We start from the raw sequence: 19,791 nt of genomic DNA on the forward strand, positions 1-19,791 counted from the left end.
CCCGGCCCATGCCCGGCCCAGACCAGGCCCATACCAGGGAAGCCGCCGACGAGAAGGCGAAGACCGCGACCGATATTGGGCGGCAGCAGGGCGGTCCGCCGGCCTTCACCGCCGAGCGGGAGGATCGGGCCGGCGGCGCCCCGGTGCCGGGGCGCCGCCGCAAGCTCAGGCGCTCTTGACCTCGATGCGCTTCACCCTGGCCTGCGCCTCGGGGGTCTGCGGCAGGCGGACGGTCAGCACGCCGTTCCTGAACGACGCCTGTGCCTTCTCGCCGTCGACGCCCGGCGGCAGCGGGATCGTGCGGTAGATCGCGCCATAGCTGCGCTCGGACAGGTAATAGCCCTTCTTGTCCTCCTGCCGCTCGACCTTCTTCTCGCCCTTGATGGTCATCATGTCGTCGGTGACGGTGACGTCGATGTCCTTCATGTCCATGCCGGGCAGTTCGATCGAGACCTCGATCGCGTCCTCGGTCTCGACCACGTCCGAACGGGCATCGCCGCCGCCCCAGGGCCAGTCGAGCGCCCCGAGGCCGTCGCCGAAGCGGCTCCAGAACTTTTCGAAGACCTGGTTCATGTCGCGTTGCAGCGCCATGACCGGGTTCCGCTCGGAGGTCTTGGCATCGGGCGCGTCGTCCTTGCGCGCCCAGGGGATCAGGTCCTTGATCTGCATCTGTCGCACTCCATTCTCAGGCGGCTTTCACCGCGATCTTCCTGGGTTTCGCGGCCTCGGCGCGCGGCAGCGTCAGGGTCAGCACGCCGGCGCGCATCTCGGCCGCGATCTTGTCGGGGTCGAAATCCTCGGACAGGGCGAAGGCACGCTCGTAGTCGCCCTCGCCGTACTCGGCATAACTGAGTTGCAGGTTCTCGGGGCGCGTCGTCCGGGCCTGGCCGCGGATCGTCAGCACCCGGTTCTCGAGCGAGATGTCGACCGAGTCGGGCGCCACACCGGGCATCTCCAGCATCAGCGAGATGCCCTGCCCGGTTTCGGCGATGTCGGCCACCGGGCGAAAGACCGGAATGTCCCGCGTCGTCCCGGCAGGCTCGGTCGTCGGGGTCGTTGTCACTTCGTTGGTCATCTTCGATCCTCCTTTCAGGCCGCCCTGATCTCGATCCGGCGGGGCTTGTCCTGTTCGCGGCGGCCGATCACGATCTGCAGAACGCCATCGCCGAGGCGGGCCTCGACGTTCTCGGGGTCAGCCTCGAACGGCAGGCGGATGGCGCGGCTGAACCGGCCATAGCGGCGCTCGCGCCGGTGCCAGGTCGCGTCTTCGGCCGCGTCGGGCGCACGGCGCTGGCCCGCGATGGTCAGCACGTTGTCCTTGACGGTGATGTCGATGTCCCCGGACTCGACGCCGGGCAACTCCGCGGTCACCGCGGCCGCCTCGGGGCCCTGCCAGACGTTGACGGCGGGAAAGGCGGATGCGGTGCGGGGGATGTGGCCCCGGTCGAGTTCCCGGGTCATGCGGCGCATCAGATCGAAAGGATCGCCGCGCAGGTAGGCGGATGCGGGAAACAGCATTGGTCGCTCTCCTCTGGCGTTGCTTCACATCATCGCGGCTGAACGGTCCGCGAGGACGCCCGTGAGGAGACGACACGACAGGCCCGGCGGCGCGTGCTGCCGGTATTCAGTACGACCTCGGGCCGCCCCGATACTTGCGGGCGGGCGTCGGTCCGCTGCCATAGCCGGACCAGTCGCAGTAACGAAACCCCACCTGGGCGTTCCGGTTCTGATAAGGGAGCGCGGCGCGCAGGTTTCAAGTGGCCGGAAACCTGATCCGGTCGGAATTCGCCGTGCTCAGGCGCAGACCGCAGCCGAGGTATCCCAGCGGTGGATCGGGACGTGCGGCTGGCCCGACAGGCGCGCCCGCGCGGCCTGCCACATCTCGCGCCACATCCGCCAGTCGTGCAGCTCGGTCTCGGGGCGGGCACGCGAGCGGGCGGTGAAGCTGGGGAAATGGTCGCGGCCGGTAGGCTGGCCGGTGCGGTTGAAGCGGATGTCGAACGACCAGCGGTAGACGTCCGAACGGTTGGGCAGCGAGGCGTGCGGCGTCAGCGGGTGGAAGATCACCGCCGCGCCCGCCCGGCAGGGCAGCGGCACCGCCCGCTCGGCCGGCACCAGCGTGCGCGGGATGCCGGTCTGCACCCAGCCGCAGTGCTCGATCAGGCCGCCGCGGTGCCCGCCCGGGATCACCTGCAGCGGCGCGCTGTCCAGGGTTACGTCGGTGATCGCCAGCCAGACGGTGACCATGTCGGTGCGGTCGGCCTCGGGCAGGGTCACGCCGCGGTCCTGGTGCCAGTCGGTCAGGCTGACATGGGCGCGGGTCTCGTCGGCGTGCACCTCGCGCTGGGGCGGCTTGATGCGGATGTGCTGGATCGGGTTCGAGGTGATCTCGGGGCCGATCAGGCGTTCGACGATGTCCAGCAGCCGGGGATGGGTGATCATGTCGAAGGCGGCGGGGCCGAAGTGCATCGGCGTGTCCGCCGCGATCGCCCCGCCCGGCAGCGAGCAGTCCATCGGCTGGAACCAGTCGCAGCCGGCGGCATAGGCGGCCGACAGCTTGCCCCAGAAGTCGAGGGCCGCGCCGGGAGGGACGCGACCCTCTGCCCTCCACCCCTCGTAAAGCCGGTCCATCAGGGCGGAGTATTCCGCGTGCAGCGCGTCGAGGACGCCGCGGTCGACCGCGTCCTCGACCACCAGGTAGCCGTCCCGCCCGAAGGCGTCGATCTGTTCCGCGCTCAGCGTCACAGCAGCACCGAGACCAGCGACGGCCAGACCAGCAGCACCGCCAGCGCCAGCAGCTGGATGCCGATGAACGGCAGGAAGCCGCGGAAGATGTCGGTCAGCGAGATGTGCGCCGGGGCCACCGACTTCAGATAGAACGCCGCCGGCCCGAAGGGAGGCGACAGGAAGCTGACCTGCATGTTCATGGTGAACACCACGCCGAACCAGATCCCGACGTGGGCCGGGTTCAGGTCGCCGAGGTAGCCCAGTTCCTCGACCGGCAGGCGCAGCACGATCGGCAGGAACACCGGCATGATCAGCAGCACGATGCCGACCCAGTCCATGAACATGCCCATCACCAGGAAGATCAGCATCATCACCAGGATGATGCCCATCGTCGGCAGCTCGGCCCCGACGATCAGCGTGGCGACGTAGCTGGGGCCGCCGGCCAGCGTGTAGGCCGCCGCCAGCGCCGCCGCGCCGATCGTCACCCAGATGATCGTGCCGGTGGATTTCAGCGTGCGCATGACGCTGTCCCAGACGACCTCGAACGACATCTCGCGCCGGACCGCCGAGATCACGAACACCGCGATCACGCCCATGCCCGCCGCCTCGGTGATGCCGGTGATGCCGCCGTAGATCGAGCCCAGCACCACGCCGATGACGATCAGCGGCGCCACCAGGCCCTTGCCCATGTTCCAGCCGCGGGCGGTGGTCTCGCGTCCGAAGACGAAGAAGATCAGCACCAGCGACAGCACCAGCGCGCCCAGCAGCCACGGCAGGTCCGACATCATTCCCAGCGGGATCGGATCGACCCCCACGGTCACCGCGTTGGCGCCGGTGGCGGTCAGGAACAGCAGCCGCAGCGTCAGCACCGCGCCCGTGCCCGCCACCAGGCAGGACAGGAAGGCGAGGAACATGTTGCGCTTCTCGCTGCTGGTGGGATCGTTCGGGTCGGGCTCGGGCAGCGGCGCCTGGTCCGGGTTCAGCCGGGTGCGCACGATGATGTAGATGATGAAGAACGAGGCCAGCATGAATCCGGGCAGGAAGGCGGCGGTGAACAGCGCCTTGATCGAGGTCTCGGTCACCAGCCCGTAGAAGATCAGCACGATCGACGGCGGGATCATCGTGCCCAGCGAGCCGGAGGCGCAGATCGTGCCGATCGCCAGGTTCTGGTTATAGCCCAGCCGCAGCATCTGCGGCAGCGCGATCAGGCCCAGCAGAACCACCTCGCCGCCGATGATCCCGGACATGGCGGCCATGATCACGGCCATGACCGAGGTCACGATGGCGATGCCGCCGCGCGTGCGCGACAGCCACACGTTCAGCGACGAGTACATGTCCCGCGCGATGCCCGAGCGTTCCAGCAGCGCCGCCATGAAGATGAACAGCGGCACCGATATCAGAACGTAGTTCGTCATCTGCCGGTAGATCGCCTGGCCGAGCACGGCGAGCGGGCCGCGCCCGAACCTGGAGAAGTCGCCGCTCATCACCTCGCCGAACAGCAGGTCGGGGCCGAATTTCAGCACCAGGGTGACGAACGCCAGGAACGCCGAGGCGAAGCCCAGCGGCATGCCGATGGCCAGCAGCACGAACATGCTGAGCAGCAGGATCAGCGACAGGGTGCCGATATCAACCATTGTCGCGCTTTCCTTCCAGGGTGCGGCGGATGTTCTCGATCTCGATCTCGTCGATCTCGTCGGCGGGGGTGTGGTGCTCGGGCGCCTTGTTCCAGTCGGCGATCAGGTTCGACAGCGCCTGGATCGCGACCAGGCAGATGATGAACAGGATCGCCGGCTTGACCGTGGCCGGGATCGGCGGATCCCAGGCGGTGCCGAAGGTCTCCATCCGCAGCAGCTTGTCGCGCGATTCGTTGTAGCCGCCCCAGACCAGGCCGAAGGTGAACACCCAGATCAGCGCGACCGAGATGCAGTCCGACAGCTTCTGCCCCCAGCGGGGCATCATGTCGTAGATGATGTAGATGCGGATGTGGCTGCGCTGCTGCATCGCGTACTGACCCGAGAACAGGAACACGAAGGCCGCGATCCACAGCGACAGCTCGTTCGCCCACAGCGTCGGCTTCTCGAACATGTAGCGCGAGATCACCTCGTAGAACATCACGATCACGATGAAGACCACGCCCATCATCGCCAGCCGCGAGGTCACCAGCGACAGGATGTCGAAGAAGCCCTGCGGCTCGGGCTCGATGGCGCCGATGTGGTCCGAGAAGTAGAGCGACGTGGCCAGCAGCGCCGTGATCAGCAGACCCAGCATCAGCTGCACCATCGGCTGCCCTTCGGGGCGGATCATCTCGTGCATGCCGATCTCGGAGGTCCCGGTGGCGAAGGTGACGATCAGCCAGGTGACCATCAGGCCGGTCAGGACGAGGCTGGCGATCATCGCCAGCTTGACGGGCCCCCTGAACGGGCCGAGCCAGACGCTCTTGGAATGCATCCGCGGGTCCTCCGGAAACTACGCGGTGAAGATGAAACCGGCGAGCCCCGAAGGGCCCGCCGCAGGATCAGGCGGGATGGCCCGAAGGCCGTCGCGTCACTCCGACAGCAGGCCGAGCTGCTTCAGATATTCCTTGTGGCTCGCGACCAGCGCGGCCGCCTCGGGGCTGCGCGTCGCCCAGTCGTCCCACGCGGTCTGCGCCGCGGTGCGGAACGTGGCGCGGTCCTCGGCGGACCAGTTGTGCAGCGTGATTCCGGCCTCGGTCAGGCGGGCTGCTGCCTCGGCGTTGGCCTTCTCGAAGAACAGCGCCGACCGCAGCGCCAACTTCTCCATGGCGACCTCTACGATCCGCTTTTGGTGCTCCGGCAGGTTGTCCCACACGTCCTTGTTGCACGCCAGGTGATCCGACGGCATCGAGTGGAAGCCGGGGTAGGTGGCGTGCTTGGCAAGATCGAACAGGCCGATCGATTCGTCGTTCGCCAGACCCGAATAGTCGGCGCCGTCGATGATGCCGGTTTCGAGCGCGGTGAACACCTCGGTGAAATCCATCACGATCGGCGAGGCGCCGAGTTCGGCAAAGATCTCGGTCTCCATCCCCGGCGGCGAGCGGAATTTCCAGTCCTTCAGGTCCTCGGGACCGGCGAGCGGCTCGGTCGAGACCAGCGATTCCTGTCCGTAAACCCACCAGCCGATCAGCTGCATGCCGAATTCGTTGTACAGTCCCTGCGCGGCTTCGAGGCCGCCGCCGTAGTACAGCCAGGACAGCTGCTGGTAGGGGGTGTCGTAGCCGCCCATGATGTCGCCGACGAACTGGAAGGCGGGGTTCTTGCCGGTCTGGTAGGCGCCGCCGGTCATGTCGCAGTCGAGGATGCCGTTCGCTGCCGCGTCGAAGGTCTCGACCGTCGCGACGACGGACGAGGCGTAGAACATCTCGATCGAGATCTCGCCGTTCGACATCGTCTGCACGTCTTCGACGAACTGGGCCGCCAGCTTGCCCGACGTCTGCTCGGGGTTGTAGTGCGTCTGGATCCGCAGGGTGGTTTCCTGCGCGAAGGCGGCTGATGCGAGAAGTGCTGCCGTCGCGGTGCCCGCGACGAGATGCGTGAGTTTCAAAGTACCCTCCCTGTGCCGCGCTGGGGCGGCTTGGCTGCGTTCGGTTCGGACCCGTTCACGGCAGGTCGCTCCGCAGGCTAGACCAATTGCCGTGCCTCTGGCAATATCTTCGGTATACCAAGCGCCAGTTCTTTATCGTTGACAAACCGGAGGGCGCTGACGGGGAGGAAAAACCGCATGCCGCGCAGTCGCGCCAACGCCGACGACGGCGATTTCCGGACGCTGCCGCAGCAGGTCGCCGCGGAACTGCGCCGCCGCATCGTGCTGGGCGAGTTTCCCCCCGGCGCGCACCTGCCCGAGCGCGAGACCTCGGCCGCGCTGGGGGTCAGCCGGACGCCGCTGCGCGAGGCGCTGCGGATCCTGGCCAGCGAGGGGCTGGTGGTGATTCGGCCCGCCCGAAGCCCCGAGGTGGCGGACCCCTCGGCGCAGGACCTGGTCGACCTGTTCTCGGTGCTGCGGGTACTGGAGGCACTGGCCGGCGAGCTGGCCTGCCTGCGCGCCGGTCCCGCCGAGATCGACGAGATCCGCGCCTGCCACGCCCGGCTGCTGACCCTGGTCGCGCGGGGCGAGCCGGCGGCGTTCTTCGACGCCGACATGGCGTTCCACGAAGCGATCGTCCGCGCCGCCGACAACGCCGCGCTGCTGAAATCCCATGCCGACTACAATTCCCGCCTGCGCCGGGCGCGGTTCATGACCTCGCGGGTGGACACCGACCGCGCGCGGATCGCCTACGAGCACGCGCAGATCCTGGCGGCGATCGAGGCGCGCGACACGCGCTGGGCGGCGGCGACGCTGGACACGCACCTGCGCAGCGCGAACCGCAAGATCCTGGAAGCCTATGGCGAGGACGCCGCGGAAAAGCGGCGCCCCCGGACCGGACGCGCCGCCCGCTAGTAGGTGGCGCGCCCGCCGGACAGATCGAAGGTGGCGCCGGTGGTGAAGCCGCATTCCGCCGAGCACATCCAGGCGATCATCGCCGCCGCCTCGGACACCTCCAGGAACCGGCCGCGGGGGATCTTGGACAGCATGTAGTCGATGTGCTCCTGGGTGATCTGGTCGAAGATCGCGGTGCGCGCCGCCGCCGGCGTCACGCAGTTGACCGAGATGTCGAGATCGGCGTTCTCCTTGCCCAGGCTCTTGGTCAGCGCGATCACCCCGGCCTTGGCGGCCGAATAGGCGCCAGCGTTGGGGTTGCCCTCCTTGCCGGCGACCGAGGCGATGTTGACGATGCGGCCGTAGTCCTGCGCGCGCATCGCCGGGATCACCGCCTTGCAGCAGTGGAAGATGCCGGTCAGGTCGATGTCGATCACCCGGCGCCATTCCTCGACCGGGTAGTCGGCGACGGTGGCGTTGGCGCCGGCGATGCCGGCGCTGAACACGGCGATGTCGAGGCTGCCCAGCGCCTTGTGCGCCGCGTCGACGGCGGCGGCGACGCTGTCCCAGTCGGCGACGTCCGCCGAAATCGCGGTGGCGCCGATCTCGGCGGCGGTGGCCTCGGCCAGCGCGGCGTCGCGGTCGAGGATCGCCACCCGCGCCCCCGAGGCGATCAGCCGTTCGGCGACGGCGCGGCCGATACCCTGCGCGCCGCCGGTGACGATGCCTGCGCGGCCGTCCAGGTCGATTGCGTTCATTTCAGTATCCCCATCTGTGCTGTTCCCGTTCCCGTTCCGGTATACCGGCGCCGCGCGGTGCGTCGCCGGTGCCCTTGCGCGTCGCGCGTCTCAGTTCACCGGCGTCTCAGTTCACCGGCGTCTTCAGCGGCCGGTCGGCGAAGAACGCGGCGAGGTTGTCGCGCTGCAGCTGGCCCATCGCCTGCCGCGTCTCGACCGTCGCCGAAGCCTGGTGCGGCTGCAGCAGCACGTTGTCGAGTTCCAGCAAGCGCGGGTCCGGGTCGGGCTCGTTCAGGAACACGTCCAGCGCCGCCGCGCCCAGCTTGCGCGATTGCAGCAACGCGATCATCGCCTCCTCGTCGACCGTGGTCCCGCGCGAGATGTTGACCAGCATGCCCTCGGGGCCCAGCGCCTCGAGCGCCTGACGGGTGACCAGGCCGGCGGTTTCCGGCCCGCCCGCCAGCGCCACCACCAGGTAGTCGACCTGCGCCGCCATCTCGGCCGGGTCGGTGTAGTGGGTCCAGCCCGCCGGCACGTCCTTCGGCGCGCGCGAGGTGTAGCTGATCGGCATGTCGAACGCCGCCAGCCGGTCGGCGATGGCGCGGCCGATGCGGCCCAGCCCGACGATGCCGGCGCGCTTGCCGGACGCCTTGCGCAGCAGCGGATAGGTGCCCTCGGTCGCCCAGCGGCGCTGGCGCACCCAGGCGTCGGCCTGCACCATGTGCCGGGTCGCGGCCAGCAGCATGCCCACCGCCAGGTCGGCGACGTCGTCGGTCAGCACGTCGGGCGTGTTGGTCACCCTGATGCCGCGCGCGGTCGCCGCCTCGACGTCGACCGCGTCGTAGCCGACGCCGAAATTGGCGATCAGCCCCAGGCCGGGCAGCGCGTCCATCTGCCCGGCGCCGAACGGCGCGTGGCCCTTGAAGGCCACCGCCCGGATCCGCGTGGCGAGGTCCGCGCCCAGCGCCTCGGGCGCGCCGCGGTGCACGGTGTAGGCGGCGGCGAGCGCCTCGGTGTCCCAGTCCGGGTAGTCGCCGATCAGCAGCACATCGGGTTTCGTCATCAAAAGCTCTCCTGCGGTCTGGTGATGCGGGGCGTCGCGGGCGCGGGCCGCCGGGTCCGCTTTCAATGCCACCGGGAAGGGGGCGCCGTCCAGCCCCGCCGCCGTCCTGCCGCCTTCGCGCCGCCCTCGCGGGGGGCTTGACCTCGGGCCGGGGCGCGGGTCTTTTGTGACCCGACGGAAACCGGGGCAGCCGCAGCGCGGCTGCGGGGACATTCACGGATACTTTCACGGGCACATTCAGCGGAGAAAGCGGACATGGGGCGGACGCCGGGAAAGGCGGGCAAGCGGGCAGGCGGACAGGCCGGGGGCGCACGATGAGCGGCCCGCAGATCCTGGCGCTGGGCGAGCCGCTGGTCGAATTCACCGAGGTCGACCTGCCGGGCCACGGCCCGCACTACCGCATGGGCTACGGCGGCGACATCTCGAACGCCGCCATCGCCGCGGCGCGGCAGGGCGCCAGCGTCGGCATGCTGACGGCGCTGGGCGACGACATGTTCGGCGCCGGGCTGCGCGGGCTGTGGCGCGACGAGGGCGTGGACGCCGCCGGCGTCGCGGTGCATCCGGACGCGCCGACCGGGGTCTATTTCGTCAAGCCGCACGCCAGCGGGCGCGACTTCACCTATCTGCGTAAGGGCTCGGCGGCCAGTCTCTACGGCCCCGTCGACCTGCCCGAGGCGCTGATCCGCGACGCCCGGCTGCTGCATGTCTCGGCGATCAGCCAGGCGGTCAGCGAGCCGATGCGCGCCGCCGCCAGCGCCGCCATCGACATCGCCCGCGGCGCCGGGGTGAAGGTCAGCTACGACACCAACCTGCGGCTGAAGCTGTGGGACCTGGAGCTGGCGCGCGAGACGATCTTCGCGGCGCTCGAACGGACCGACGTCATCTTCCCCTCGGACGACGAGGCGCGGCAGCTGACCGGGCTGGAGGACGTCGACGCGATGCTGGACCGGTTCCTGGGCTTCGGCGCCGGGCTGGTGGTGATGAAGATGGGCGCCGAGGGCGCGGTCGTCGCCGGCCACCACCTGCGCGAGCGGATTCCGCCCGCGCCCAGCACCCCGGTCGACAGCACCGGCGCCGGCGACAGCTTCGCCGGCGCGTTCCTGGCCTATCTGCTGGAGACCGACGATCCGGTGCTGGCCGCGCGCCGCGCCGCGCGCGTCGCCGCCGGCACCGTGTCGGGCTATGGCGCGATCGACCCGATTCCCCGCCGCGAGGCGATCATCCAGACCGAGGACACGCCATGACCCCGAATGCCTTCAAGCGCGGCCTGCAGGCCGGCGAGGTCCAGTACGGCCTGTGGGTCAGCCTGTGTTCGGGGCTGGCCGCGGACATCGTCGCCGACGTCGGCTACGACTGGCTGCTGGTGGACATGGAGCATTCGCCGTCGGGGATCGAGACCGTGCTGCACCAGATGCAGGCGATCCAGCCGCACGGCTCGACCGCGCTGGTGCGCCCGCCCTGGAACGAGCCGGTGCAGGTCAAGCGGCTGCTGGATGCCGGCGCGCCGGGCTTCCTGTTCCCGATGGTGCAGACCGCCGGGGAGGCCGCCGCCGCGGTCGCCGCCTGCCGCTATCCGCCCGCGGGCATGCGCGGCGTCTCGGGGGTGCATCGCGGCAACCGCTGGGGCCGCGATGCGCAGTACCTGGAGCAGGTCGAGGACGAGACCTGCGTGCTGGTCCAGGTCGAGACCGCCGCGGCGCTGGAGCGCGCCGAGCAGATCGCCACCGTCGAGGGCGTCGACGGCGTGTTCTTCGGCCCCGCCGACATCGCCGCCAGCATGGGAAAGGTCGGCCGGCCGGCCGATCCCGAGGTGTGGGAGGCGATCTTCGCGGCCGCCGCCCGGGTGCGCGCCCGCGGCGTGCCCACCGGCACGCTGATCGGCGATCCGGGCCTGATCGCGCGCTGCCTGGACGAGGGCTTCCTGTTCGTCGCCGTCGGCACCGACCACGGCCTGCTGGCGCGCGGCGCCGAGGCGCTGCTGGCGCAGCACCGGCGCTGAGCCGTGGGGCCGCGTCACGGCGCCTATGACGTGGTCATCATCGGCGGCGCCGCGATCGGCGCCGCCTGCGCCTGGTTCCTGACCGGAGAGCTGGGCGCCGGCGCCCGCATCCTGGTGGTCGAGCGCGACCCGAGCTTCGCCCACGCCTCGACCAGCCACACCAACAGCTGCATGCGGCAGCAGTTCTCGAACCCGGTCAACATCCGCATCTCGCAGTTCGCGCGCGGCTATGTGCGCGACTTCCGCGCGGCGATGGGCGGCGATCCCGAGGTGCCCGGGATCGCCTTCGACCCGCTGGGCTATCTGTACCTGGCCGCGACAGAGGCGGGCGCCGCGGCGCTGCGCGCCAACAACGCGGTGCAGCGCGCCGAGGGCGCGGCGGCGGAGCTGCTGGAGCCGGCCGCGCTGGCCGCGCGGCTGCCGTTCCTGCGCACCGACGATCTGCGGCTGGCCAGCCTGGGCGGGCCGGACGAGGGCTATTTCGACGGCGCGACGATGATCGCCTGGTGGCGGCGCATGGCGCGGGCGCGGGGCGTCGAGACGCTGGCCGCCGAGGCGGTCGGGCTGGCGCTGGCCGGGGGCCGCGCCACCGGCGTGCGGCTGTCCACCGGGCAGACGGTGGCCGCGGGCTGGGTGGTCAACGCCGCCGGGCCGCGCGCCGCGCGCGTCGCCGCCTGGGCCGGCTTCGCGCTGCCGGTCGAGCCGCGCAAGCGCACCACCTGGGTGTTCACCACGCCCGAGCCGCTGGGCGCGAAGCTGCCGCTGACCGTCGATCCCTCGGGGGTGCATGTGCGCCAGGACGGCGCCGGGTACATGGCCGGCTCGGGTCCGGCGGGGGCGGACGCGGCGGTCGAGCCGGATGACTTCACCGAGGACCCCGATCTGTGGCAGGATCATGTCTGGCCGATCCTGGCGGCGCGCATCTCCGCCTTCGCGCGGCTGCGCGTCACCGCCAGCTGGGTCGGGCACTATGCCTGGAACCGGCTGGACCGGAACGCGGTGATCGGCGCCGTGCCGGGTTGCCCGAACCTGATCCTGGCCAACGGCTTCTCCGGTCACGGCCTGCAGCAGGCGCCGGCGATGGGGCGCGGCGTGGCCGAGCTGATCGCGCGGGGCCGGTTCCGCAGCCTCGATCTGTCGGAGCTGGGCCCGGCGCGGCTGCTGACCGGCACGCCCTTCGCCGAGCGCAACGTGATCTGACCGCGCCCGGTTGATCCAGCGCAAGGCGGCGGCCCGGGACGCGACCGCAGACTGCATCCGAACCGAGGGAGACCCGACCATGTCCATTGCATCCCTGCTGACCATCGTGCGGCCCGACGTGCCGGACGAGACGCTGATCGAAAGCTTTGCCATGTGCCAGGACGGGCACCTGATGGTGCTGGTCGTCAGCCAGGCGCCGCCGGCGCCGGCCTCGGCCTACGACATGGTCAACAGCGACGTCTGGCTCGAGGCCTCGCAGGAGGCGCGCGACTGGGCCAGCGCCCGCGCCGACGAGATCGAGCGGCTGCTGGCGCAGCGGTCGCAGCGCGGCGAGGTCAGCGCGCACGTCGCCGGGCCGGTGCACCTGGCCGACCTGGTCGCCTCGGCCAGCCGCTGCACCGACCTGGTGCTGCTGCCGATGGGGCCGGACCGCGACCGCGGCCTGGACCGCGCGGTGCTGAACGGCGCGCTGTTCGAGAGCGGCGCGCCGGTGCTGACCTACAACGCCAGCGCCGCCCCCGCCGGCACCTTCCACACCGCGCTGATCGCCTGGAACGCCACCCCCGAGGGCGGCCGCGCGGTGCGCGCCGCGCTGCCGCTGCTGCAGACCGCCGGCCGGGTGGTGGTGCTGCTGGTCGACCCCGAGCCGGGCACCCGCGGCCACGGCGCCGACCCCGGCGTCGACCTGGCGTTCTACCTCGGGCACCACGGCATCTCGGCCGAGATCCTGAAGGTGCCGTCCGAGGGCAAGCCGGTCGAGGAGGTGCTGGCGCGGCAGGCCCGCGAGCAGGGCGCCGACCTGCTGGTGATGGGCGCCTACGGCCACTCGCGCCTGCGCGAGCGGATCTTCGGCGGCACAACGCACGCGATCCTGGAACAGCCGCCCTGTCCGGTGTTGCTGGCGCACTAAGGCGAAGCCGGCCGGGCGCACCGAGGCGAAGCCGGCCCGGCGCACCGCGGCGCGGTCGGACGAGGGATCGGGGCAGGGCCGGCCGGCGCACCTGGGCCGGGCCGGCGCGCGGCCCTTGTGGGTCGCGCCGCGATCGTCTCTTATGCACCCGAGGCAGGTCCGTGCGCGGGCAAGGGGGAATGTTTGCTCTTCTACATCATCCGCGTCTACGCGATGCGCGCGCTGCTCTGGCTGCTGGGTGCGGCGGCGGTGCTTGCGCTGGCGGCGGCGGGGGCGCTGTACTTCTTCTTCGGCGGGGGCGAGCCCTATCGCGACATGACCAAGCCGCCGCTGCAGGACGGCGACGCGCTGCAGCCGGTGCTGCAGCTGGACCGCCCGCCCGGCGACATCGCCGTCGCCGCCGATGGCCGGATCTTCTACACCATCCACCCCGAGGCGGACCCGTCGGCGCCGATGCTGATGGTCGCCCGCGACGGCGAGTCGGTGCCGTTCCCGGCGCCCGAGCGGCAGCGCGCGCTGTTCCGCACGCCGCTGGGGCTGGACCTGGACGACGCCGGCCGGCTGTGGGTGATCGACGGCGGCGGTCACGGGCTGGACACGCCGCGGCTGGTGGCGCTGGACATCGACACCGGCGAGGTCGCGCACAGCCGCGATCTGTCCGACGTCGCGCCGCCGGGGTCGTACCTGCTGGACCTGCAGGTCGACGCCGCCGGCGGCTGGGTCTACGTCGCCGACGCCGGCTTCTGGGCGCGGCGGCCGGGGCTGATCGTCTACGACGTGGCGAGCGGGCGCGCGCGCCGCGTGCTCAACCGCCACGAGACGGTGACGGCGCAGGACCTGGTGATCCGCAACCCGGCGCGGGACATGCGCTATCTCGGCGGGCTGGTGGCGCTGAAGCTGGGCGCCAGCGCGCTGGCGCTGAGCGGCGACGAGGCCTGGCTCTACTATGCCGCCACCAGCCATTCGACGCTGTACCGCGTGCCGACCGCGCTGCTGCAGCAGCCGAACCTGCCGCATGTGCGGCTGGCGGTGGATGTCGAGACCGTGGCGCTGAAGCCGCTCAGCGCCGGGCTGGCGATCGATCCGGACTTCAACGTCTTCATCACCGATGTCGAGCACCGGGCGGTGCACCGGTTCAACGACACGCCGCCGGGTTCGGAACAGCCGGGCCGACTGGTCACGCTGCTGCGCGACGAGCGGCTGCGCTGGCCCGGCGCGCTGGCGTTCGGCCCCGACGGCTGGCTCTACCTGGCCGACAGCGCGCTGCCGGACGTGCTGAACCGCACCGCGGCGCATGTGGCCGCGTCCGCCCCCTACACCATCTGGCGCTTCCGCCCCGATGCGACGGGCGCGAACGGCGCGGCGCCGCAGACCCCCGGAGGATGACATGACCGACCGCAAGATCGCGCTGGTGACCGGCGCCGCCCAGGGCATCGGCCTGGCCTGCGCCGAGGCGCTGGCGGCCGACGGCGCCCGCGCGGTGCTGGTCGACCGCAACGCCGAGGGCGTGCGGGCCGCCGCCGCCGGCATCGGCGGCGGCGCCGTGGCCGAGGTCTGCGACATGGGCGCGCCCGAGCAGATCGCGGACCTGTTCGACCGCGTAGAGGCGCAGCTCGGCCCGGTCTCGATCCTGGTCAACAACGCCGGCGTGGCGCTGCCCGCCGAGTTCCTGGAGATGCCGCTGGACGAGTTCCGACAGGTGATCGACATCAACCTGACCGGCACCTTCCTCGCCACCCAGCGTGCCGCGCGCACCATGGTCGCCCGCGGCATCGCCGGGGCGATCGTCAACATGTCCTCGATCAACGCGCAGGTGGCGATCCCGACGATCGCGTCCTACTGCGCGTCCAAGGGCGGGGTGATGCAGCTGACCAGGGCGGCGGCGCTGGCGCTGGCGCCGCACGGCATCCGGGTGAACGCGGTGGGGCCGGGCTCGATCGACACGGCGATGGTCGCCTCGGTGAACGAGAACCCCGAGGCGATGGCCCGGCTGATGTCGCGCACGCCGCTGCAGCGGCTGGGCACCGCGCGCGAGATCGCCGACACGGTGGCGTTCCTGGCCTCGGACAAGGCCAGCTACATCACCGGCGAGACGATCTATGTCGACGGCGGCCGGCTGGGGCTGAACTACACGGTCTGAGGCCGGGCCGGCGGCGGCCCTTTGCCGGCGGCGCGAATCCCCCTGCACAGTGTCGGCCTGCGCTGGCATCCTGCGTCCTTGAGGCAGGAGACCGGAGGAGCCGCCATGCAGTACGCCATTCTGTGCTATCACGACGAAAAGGTCGTCACGTCCTGGACCAGGGCCGAGGACGACGCCGTGCTGGCGAAACTGGCCGCGGTCCACGAGGAGCTGAAGGCGCAGGGCCGGCTGGGGCCGGTGGTGCGCCTGTTGCCGACCACCACCGCCACGACGCTGAAGAAGGACCGCGAGCCGCCGCTGGTGGTCGACGGCCCGTTCGCCGAGACCAAGGAGGCGCTGCTGGGCTTCTACATCGTCGACTGCGCCGACCTGGAGGACGCGCTGGAGGTCGCCCGCGCGCTGGGCCGCGCCAATCCCGGCGGCAGCTACGAGGTGCGCCCGGTCGGCCTGTTCTTCCCGGACGAACGCGCGTCATGAGCCGCGGAACGGGATGGATCGGCGATCTGCTCGCCGCCGCCCGGCCGCAGGCGGTGGCGGCGCTGCTGCGCCATTTCCGCGATCTCGACCGCGCCGAGGAGGCGTTCCAGGAGGCGTGCGTCCGCGCCCTGCGCACCTGGCCCGAGAAGGGACCGCCGCGCAACGCCGCCGCCTGGCTGATCATGGTCGGGCGCAACGCGATGATCGACGCCGCCCGGCGCACCAAGCGCGAGGCGCCGCTGGCGCGCGAGGAGGCGATCCCCGACGCCGGCACCGGGCAGGACGCCACCGTCGCCCGCATCGACGAGGCCGACTATCGCGACGACATCCTGCGGCTGCTGTTCGTCTGCTGCCATCCGGTGCTCAAGCCCACTGACCAGGTGGCGCTGTCGCTGCGCATCGTCGGCGGGCTGTCGGTCGGGCAGATCGCCCGCGCCTTCCTGGTCGGCGACAGCGCGATGGAGCAGCGCATCACCCGCGCCAAGCGCCGCATCGCGCAGGCCGACGTCGGCTACGAGGTGCCGGGGCCCGTCGAGCGGGCCGAGCGGATCGGCGCGGTCGCGGGGGTGATCTATCTGGTCTTCAACGAGGGCTACACCACCGGCATCGCCGCCGAGGGCGCCCGCGCCGCGCTGTGCGAGGAAGCGATCCGCCTTGGCCGCCTGCTGCAGCGGCTGTTCCCGACCGAGCCCGAGATCATGGGCCTGCTGGCGCTGATGCTGCTGCAGCACGCCCGCGCCGGGGCGCGGTTCGACGACGCCGGCGAGGTGATCCCGCTGGACCGCCAGGACCGGGCGCGCTGGGACGGCGTGCGCATCGCCGAGGGGCGGGCGCTGGTCGACAAGGCCGCCCGCCACGCGCGGCCGGGCGGCTACCAGCTGCAGGCCGCGATCGCCGCGCAGCACGCGCGCGCCCAGGGCACGGACTGGGGCCGGATCGCGCAACTATATGCGGCGCTGGAGCATCTCCAGCCCTCGCCGGTGGTGACGCTGAATCGGGCCGTGGCGCTGCTGAAGGCGGGGCAGGCGGAGGACGCCTGGGGGCTGGTCGCGCCGCTGGCGTCCCAGCTCGACGGGTATTTCTATTTCCACGGCGCCCGCGGGGCGATCCTGCGCGCGCTGGGCCGCGCGGACGAGGCGCGGGAGGCGTTCGCGCAGGCGATCTCGCTGGCGAACACCGCCGCCGAGGCGGCGCACATGCGCGACCAGCTCGACGCGCTGTAGTTTTTCCGGGCGGCCTGTCGGGAGGGTTCCGGCGGCTGCGTCTTCAGAACGAGGGCGGCTCATGCCCCATTGCAACGGAGACGATTCATGACGGCCATCAGCAAGATTTCCCCCTGCCTCTGGTTCAAAACCGAGGCCGAGGAGGCGGCGAACTTCTACGCTTCGGTGTTTCCCGACTCCTCGGTCGACAAGGTGACGCGCGCCAGCATCGACACCCCGGGCACCAAGACCGGCGCGGTGCTGTTCGTCGAGTTCACGCTTTGCGGGCAGAGCTTCCAGGCGCTGAACGGCGGCGAGGACAAGCCCTTCACCGAAGCGATCTCGCTGTCGGTGCTTTGCAAGGACCAGGCCGAAGTCGACCGCTACTGGGCGGCGCTGACCGCCGGCGGCGGCGCCGAGATCGCCTGCGGCTGGCTGTCCGACAGGTACGGGCTGCGCTGGCAGGTCGTGCCCGAGCCGATGCTGCAGTACCTGCGCTCGGACGATGCCGAGGCCGCGGGCCGCGCGATGCGCGCGATGATGGACATGGTGAAGCTCGACGTCGCCAAGCTCGCTGCCGCCTACGAGGGGAGGGGCGCGGCATGAGACGCCTGCTGACCGCGGCGCTGATCGCGCTGCTGCCGCTGGACGCCGCCGCCGAGGACCCGGCCCTGCCCGGGATCGCCGACAGCGGGCTGATCGAGGCGAACGGCATCCGCCACTACTACGAGGTCCGCGGGCAGGGCGAGCCGTTCCTGCTGCTGCACGGCGGCCTGGGCTCGTCGGACATGTTCGCGCCGGTGCTGCCGCAGCTGGCCGAGGGCCGGCAGGTGATCCTGGTGGACCTGCACGGCCACGGCCGCACCGAACTGGGCGAGCGGCCGATGCGCTACGAGGCGATGGCCGACGACATGGCCGCGATCCTCGACGCGCTGGGGCACGAGAAGATCGACGTCATGGGCTATTCGCTGGGCGGCGGCGTCGCGCTGCGGCTGGCGATCCAGCACCCCGAGCGGGTAGACCGCCTGGCGCTGGTCTCGGCCGGGTACGCGCATGATGCGCTGTTTCCCGAGATCCTCGAGCAGGTGACCCGGCTTGGCGGGCAGATGGCGCCGATGATGCAAGATACGCCCATGTACAAGGGCTATGTCGCCGTCGCGCCGGACCCGGACGCCTTTCCCGACCTGCTCGACCGGCTGGGCGAGCTGGAGCGGCAGCCCTTCGACTGGTCGGACGAGGTGCGCGCGCTGCGCATGCCCGTGCTGCTGGCCTATGGCGATTCGGACATGATCCGCCCCGAGCACGCGGTCGATTTCTACCAGTTGCTTGGCGGCGGTCTGCGCGACGCCGGCTGGCAGCGCGAGCACATGGCGCAGAACCGGCTCGCGATCCTGCCGGGGCTGACGCACTATGACACCTTCCTCTCGCCCGAGACGGTGCGCGTGACCCGCGGCTTTCTGGACGGCAGGCAAACCCGGAGCGACTGGGCCGCGCCCGCGCAGAACTGAGTTTCAACCCGAGGAGCAGAACATGAGCTATTACGACATCATGGTGGCCGCAGTGCCGACCGCGAACCGCGACGCCTATCTCGAACATGCCGCCGAAATGGGCGCGGTGTTCAGGGAGTATGGCGCCGATCAGCTTGTCGACTGCTGGGGCGATGAGGTGCCGGGCGGCGAGGTGACCTCGTTCCCGATGGCGGTGCAGTGCAAGGATGACGAGACCGTCGCCGTCGGCTGGATCCGGTGGCCCTCGAAACAGGCGCACGACACCGCCTGGGAAAAGATCATGAAGGACCCGCGCATGGCGCCCGACGCCGGCAAGATGCCGTTCGACGGCAAGCGGATGATCTTCGGCGGCTTCAACCTGCTCAGGTAAGTCTGATCACGGGTTTCCTTCCCCGGCCCCGTGGCTAGGATGGTCGCGACGCACCCGCGCCGCGGCCATTCGCGTGGCTGCCCGGCGGGAAAGAACGCAGAGTTTTGGCGGCCGTAGGTGCCGCAGGGGAGGCGAGATGAGCAACATCGCGGTGATCGGTCTGGGCTCGATGGGTTTTGGCATGGCTTCTTCCTGCCTGCGGGCGGGGCACCGGGTCTGGGGCGTGGATCTGAACGCGGATGCGGTGGCGCGGTTCGTCGGCGAGGGCGGGCAGGCGGGGGATCTGCCTGCCGATCTGGACGCGGTGTCGGTGGTGGTGCTGAACGCGGGCCAGACCGAGGCGGTGCTGTTCGGCGAGGACGGGATCGTGGCGGGCCTGAAGCCGGGCGCGGTGGTGCTGGGGCATGCGACGGTGCCTCCCGCCTTCGCCAGGGAGATGGCGGCGCGCTGCGGCGAGGCGGGGGTGCACTACCTCGATGCGCCGATCTCGGGCGGGGCGGCGAAGGCGGCCTCGGGAGAGCTGTCGATCATGGCCTCGGGCACGGCCGAGGCATTCGCCGCCGCCGGGCCGGTGCTGGAGGCGACCGCCGCGACGGTGTTCGAGCTGGGCGACGCCGCCGGCGCGGGCAGCGCGATGAAGGCGGTGAACCAGCTGCTGGCGGGCGTGCATATAGCGACCATGGCCGAGGCGCTGACCTTCGGCATGACCCAGGGCGTGGCGCCCGAGAAGTTCGTCGAGGTGATCTCGAAATGCGCCGGCACCAGCTGGATGCTGGAGAACCGCGCGCCGCACATCGTCGCCGGCGACTACACGCCGCTGAGCCAGGTGAACATCTGGCCGAAGGACCTGGGCATCGTGCTGGACATCGCTAGGGACGCGAAGTTCGCGGCCCCGATCACCGCCGCCGCGCTGCAGCAGTTCCTGGCCGCCGCCGGGCAGGGCCTGGGCGGCGAGGACGATGCCGCCGTCGCCAAGGTCTATGCCCGCAACGCCGGGCTGACCCTGCCGGGCGAGGGCTGAGCC

The 19,791-nt window shown here is 71.0% G+C and carries 22 protein-coding genes; 13 read left to right on the top strand and 9 right to left on the bottom strand.

The annotated features are described in order from the left end of the window. Positions 1–165: 165 nt before the first annotated feature. The 7 genes from GE300_RS03905 to GE300_RS03935 all read right to left on the bottom strand — a co-directional run bounded on the left by GE300_RS03905 (position 166) and on the right by GE300_RS03935 (position 6,288). On the bottom strand, positions 166–669 hold the full coding sequence (locus GE300_RS03905) for an Hsp20/alpha crystallin family protein (RefSeq protein ID WP_154445106.1): 504 nt from the start codon (positions 667–669) through the stop codon (positions 166–168). A 16-nt stretch (positions 670–685) separates the two neighbouring features. Further along, the gene (locus tag GE300_RS03910; RefSeq protein WP_154445108.1) at positions 686–1,075 is read right to left on the bottom strand and encodes an Hsp20/alpha crystallin family protein; all 390 of its coding nucleotides are present in this window, start codon (positions 1,073–1,075) and stop codon (positions 686–688) included. 14 nt (positions 1,076–1,089) lie between these two features. Beyond that, positions 1,090–1,518, bottom strand: a complete 429-nt coding sequence (locus tag GE300_RS03915; protein WP_154445110.1) for an Hsp20/alpha crystallin family protein — start codon at positions 1,516–1,518, stop codon at positions 1,090–1,092. Between the two features lie 276 nt (positions 1,519–1,794). Beyond that, positions 1,795–2,745: a phytanoyl-CoA dioxygenase family protein gene (locus GE300_RS03920; RefSeq protein WP_325063086.1), complete on the bottom strand. Its 951-nt coding sequence runs from the start codon at positions 2,743–2,745 to the stop codon at positions 1,795–1,797. Next, positions 2,742–4,361 (bottom strand): TRAP transporter large permease, encoded by a 1,620-nt coding sequence (locus GE300_RS03925; protein WP_154445112.1) that lies wholly within the window; start codon positions 4,359–4,361, stop codon positions 2,742–2,744. The genes GE300_RS03920 and GE300_RS03925 overlap by 4 nt, the downstream gene beginning before the upstream one ends. Next, the gene (locus GE300_RS03930; RefSeq protein ID WP_154445114.1) at positions 4,354–5,175 is read right to left on the bottom strand and encodes a TRAP transporter small permease subunit; all 822 of its coding nucleotides are present in this window, start codon (positions 5,173–5,175) and stop codon (positions 4,354–4,356) included. The genes GE300_RS03925 and GE300_RS03930 overlap by 8 nt, the downstream gene beginning before the upstream one ends. 96 nt (positions 5,176–5,271) lie before the next feature. Then, complete coding sequence (locus GE300_RS03935) at positions 5,272–6,288, bottom strand: TRAP transporter substrate-binding protein (RefSeq protein ID WP_154445116.1); 1,017 nt, start codon at positions 6,286–6,288, stop codon at positions 5,272–5,274. Positions 6,289–6,465: 177 nt separating this feature from the next. Between GE300_RS03935 and GE300_RS03940 the strand changes: the two genes are divergently transcribed. Beyond that, on the top strand, positions 6,466–7,182 hold the full coding sequence (locus tag GE300_RS03940) for a GntR family transcriptional regulator (RefSeq protein ID WP_154445118.1): 717 nt from the start codon (positions 6,466–6,468) through the stop codon (positions 7,180–7,182). Here GE300_RS03940 and GE300_RS03945 read toward each other — a convergent pair. Both GE300_RS03945 and GE300_RS03950 read right to left on the bottom strand, forming a co-directional pair. After that, positions 7,179–7,919 carry an SDR family NAD(P)-dependent oxidoreductase gene (locus GE300_RS03945; RefSeq protein WP_154445120.1) on the bottom strand — a complete coding sequence of 247 codons (741 nt, stop codon included), beginning with the start codon at positions 7,917–7,919 and terminating at the stop codon, positions 7,179–7,181. The genes GE300_RS03940 and GE300_RS03945 overlap by 4 nt on opposite strands. Positions 7,920–8,025: 106 nt before the next feature. Then, positions 8,026–8,961, bottom strand: coding sequence for a 2-hydroxyacid dehydrogenase (locus tag GE300_RS03950; RefSeq protein ID WP_154445122.1), 936 nt, complete (start codon positions 8,959–8,961; stop codon positions 8,026–8,028). 314 nt (positions 8,962–9,275) lie between these two features. Between GE300_RS03950 and GE300_RS03955 the strand changes: the two genes are divergently transcribed. From GE300_RS03955 to ltnD, 12 genes are all read left to right on the top strand, one after another. Beyond that, entirely contained in the window at positions 9,276–10,205 is a 930-nt protein-coding gene (locus tag GE300_RS03955) for a sugar kinase (RefSeq protein WP_154445124.1), read from the top strand. Next, the gene (locus GE300_RS03960) at positions 10,202–10,960 is read left to right on the top strand and encodes an HpcH/HpaI aldolase family protein (RefSeq protein ID WP_154445126.1); all 759 of its coding nucleotides are present in this window, start codon (positions 10,202–10,204) and stop codon (positions 10,958–10,960) included. The genes GE300_RS03955 and GE300_RS03960 overlap by 4 nt, the downstream gene beginning before the upstream one ends. Positions 10,961–10,963: 3 nt before the next feature. Then, positions 10,964–12,160 carry an NAD(P)/FAD-dependent oxidoreductase gene (locus GE300_RS03965; RefSeq protein WP_325063087.1) on the top strand — a complete coding sequence of 399 codons (1,197 nt, stop codon included), beginning with the start codon at positions 10,964–10,966 and terminating at the stop codon, positions 12,158–12,160. Positions 12,161–12,239: 79 nt separating this feature from the next. Next, the gene (locus GE300_RS03970) at positions 12,240–13,070 is read left to right on the top strand and encodes a universal stress protein (protein WP_154445128.1); all 831 of its coding nucleotides are present in this window, start codon (positions 12,240–12,242) and stop codon (positions 13,068–13,070) included. 183 nt (positions 13,071–13,253) lie between these two features. Further along, positions 13,254–14,456 carry an L-dopachrome tautomerase-related protein gene (locus GE300_RS03975; RefSeq protein WP_154445130.1) on the top strand — a complete coding sequence of 401 codons (1,203 nt, stop codon included), beginning with the start codon at positions 13,254–13,256 and terminating at the stop codon, positions 14,454–14,456. Between the two features lies 1 nt (position 14,457). Then, complete coding sequence (locus GE300_RS03980; RefSeq protein WP_154445132.1) at positions 14,458–15,210, top strand: SDR family NAD(P)-dependent oxidoreductase; 753 nt, start codon at positions 14,458–14,460, stop codon at positions 15,208–15,210. Between the two features lie 105 nt (positions 15,211–15,315). Further along, complete coding sequence (locus GE300_RS03985) at positions 15,316–15,687, top strand: YciI family protein (protein ID WP_154445134.1); 372 nt, start codon at positions 15,316–15,318, stop codon at positions 15,685–15,687. Further along, on the top strand, positions 15,684–16,910 hold the full coding sequence (locus tag GE300_RS03990; protein ID WP_154445135.1) for an RNA polymerase sigma factor: 1,227 nt from the start codon (positions 15,684–15,686) through the stop codon (positions 16,908–16,910). Before GE300_RS03985 ends, GE300_RS03990 begins: the two co-directional genes overlap by 4 nt. A gap of 87 nt (positions 16,911–16,997) precedes the next feature. Continuing rightward, on the top strand, positions 16,998–17,495 hold the full coding sequence (locus tag GE300_RS03995) for a VOC family protein (protein WP_154445137.1): 498 nt from the start codon (positions 16,998–17,000) through the stop codon (positions 17,493–17,495). Continuing rightward, positions 17,492–18,397 carry an alpha/beta fold hydrolase gene (locus tag GE300_RS04000; RefSeq protein ID WP_154445139.1) on the top strand — a complete coding sequence of 302 codons (906 nt, stop codon included), beginning with the start codon at positions 17,492–17,494 and terminating at the stop codon, positions 18,395–18,397. Before GE300_RS03995 ends, GE300_RS04000 begins: the two co-directional genes overlap by 4 nt. 22 nt (positions 18,398–18,419) lie before the next feature. Beyond that, positions 18,420–18,767 (top strand): DUF1428 domain-containing protein, encoded by a 348-nt coding sequence (locus GE300_RS04005; protein ID WP_154445141.1) that lies wholly within the window; start codon positions 18,420–18,422, stop codon positions 18,765–18,767. Between the two features lie 136 nt (positions 18,768–18,903). Continuing rightward, a complete protein-coding gene (ltnD, locus tag GE300_RS04010; protein ID WP_154445143.1) occupies positions 18,904–19,788 on the top strand; it encodes an L-threonate dehydrogenase in 885 nt (294 codons plus the stop codon). The last annotated feature ends 3 nt before the right edge of the window (positions 19,789–19,791 follow it).

This window comes from Halovulum marinum (assembly GCF_009697225.1).
Classification (GTDB): Bacteria; Pseudomonadota; Alphaproteobacteria; order Rhodobacterales; family Rhodobacteraceae; genus Halovulum; species Halovulum marinum.

Bases quoted from the DNA above. Each gene is read 5' to 3' on its own strand.
- GE300_RS03985 (WP_154445134.1), top strand. From the start codon at position 15,316: ATGCAGTACGCCATTCTGTGCTATCACGACGAAAAGGTCGTCACGTCC.
- GE300_RS04005 (WP_154445141.1), top strand. From the start codon at position 18,420: ATGAGCTATTACGACATCATGGTGGCCGCAGTGCCGACCGCGAACCGC.
- GE300_RS03995 (WP_154445137.1), top strand. From the start codon at position 16,998: ATGACGGCCATCAGCAAGATTTCCCCCTGCCTCTGGTTCAAAACCGAG.
- GE300_RS03910 (WP_154445108.1), bottom strand. From the start codon at position 1,075: ATGACCAACGAAGTGACAACGACCCCGACGACCGAGCCTGCCGGGACG.
- GE300_RS03945 (WP_154445120.1), bottom strand. From the start codon at position 7,919: ATGAACGCAATCGACCTGGACGGCCGCGCAGGCATCGTCACCGGCGGC.
- GE300_RS03925 (WP_154445112.1), bottom strand. From the start codon at position 4,361: ATGGTTGATATCGGCACCCTGTCGCTGATCCTGCTGCTCAGCATGTTC.
- GE300_RS03970 (WP_154445128.1), top strand. From the start codon at position 12,240: ATGTCCATTGCATCCCTGCTGACCATCGTGCGGCCCGACGTGCCGGAC.
- ltnD (WP_154445143.1), top strand. From the start codon at position 18,904: ATGAGCAACATCGCGGTGATCGGTCTGGGCTCGATGGGTTTTGGCATG.
- GE300_RS03915 (WP_154445110.1), bottom strand. From the start codon at position 1,518: ATGCTGTTTCCCGCATCCGCCTACCTGCGCGGCGATCCTTTCGATCTG.
- GE300_RS03950 (WP_154445122.1), bottom strand. From the start codon at position 8,961: ATGACGAAACCCGATGTGCTGCTGATCGGCGACTACCCGGACTGGGAC.
- GE300_RS04000 (WP_154445139.1), top strand. From the start codon at position 17,492: ATGAGACGCCTGCTGACCGCGGCGCTGATCGCGCTGCTGCCGCTGGAC.
- GE300_RS03955 (WP_154445124.1), top strand. From the start codon at position 9,276: ATGAGCGGCCCGCAGATCCTGGCGCTGGGCGAGCCGCTGGTCGAATTC.
- GE300_RS03980 (WP_154445132.1), top strand. From the start codon at position 14,458: ATGACCGACCGCAAGATCGCGCTGGTGACCGGCGCCGCCCAGGGCATC.
- GE300_RS03940 (WP_154445118.1), top strand. From the start codon at position 6,466: ATGCCGCGCAGTCGCGCCAACGCCGACGACGGCGATTTCCGGACGCTG.
- GE300_RS03960 (WP_154445126.1), top strand. From the start codon at position 10,202: ATGACCCCGAATGCCTTCAAGCGCGGCCTGCAGGCCGGCGAGGTCCAG.
- GE300_RS03905 (WP_154445106.1), bottom strand. From the start codon at position 669: ATGCAGATCAAGGACCTGATCCCCTGGGCGCGCAAGGACGACGCGCCC.
- GE300_RS03990 (WP_154445135.1), top strand. From the start codon at position 15,684: ATGAGCCGCGGAACGGGATGGATCGGCGATCTGCTCGCCGCCGCCCGG.
- GE300_RS03930 (WP_154445114.1), bottom strand. From the start codon at position 5,175: ATGCATTCCAAGAGCGTCTGGCTCGGCCCGTTCAGGGGGCCCGTCAAG.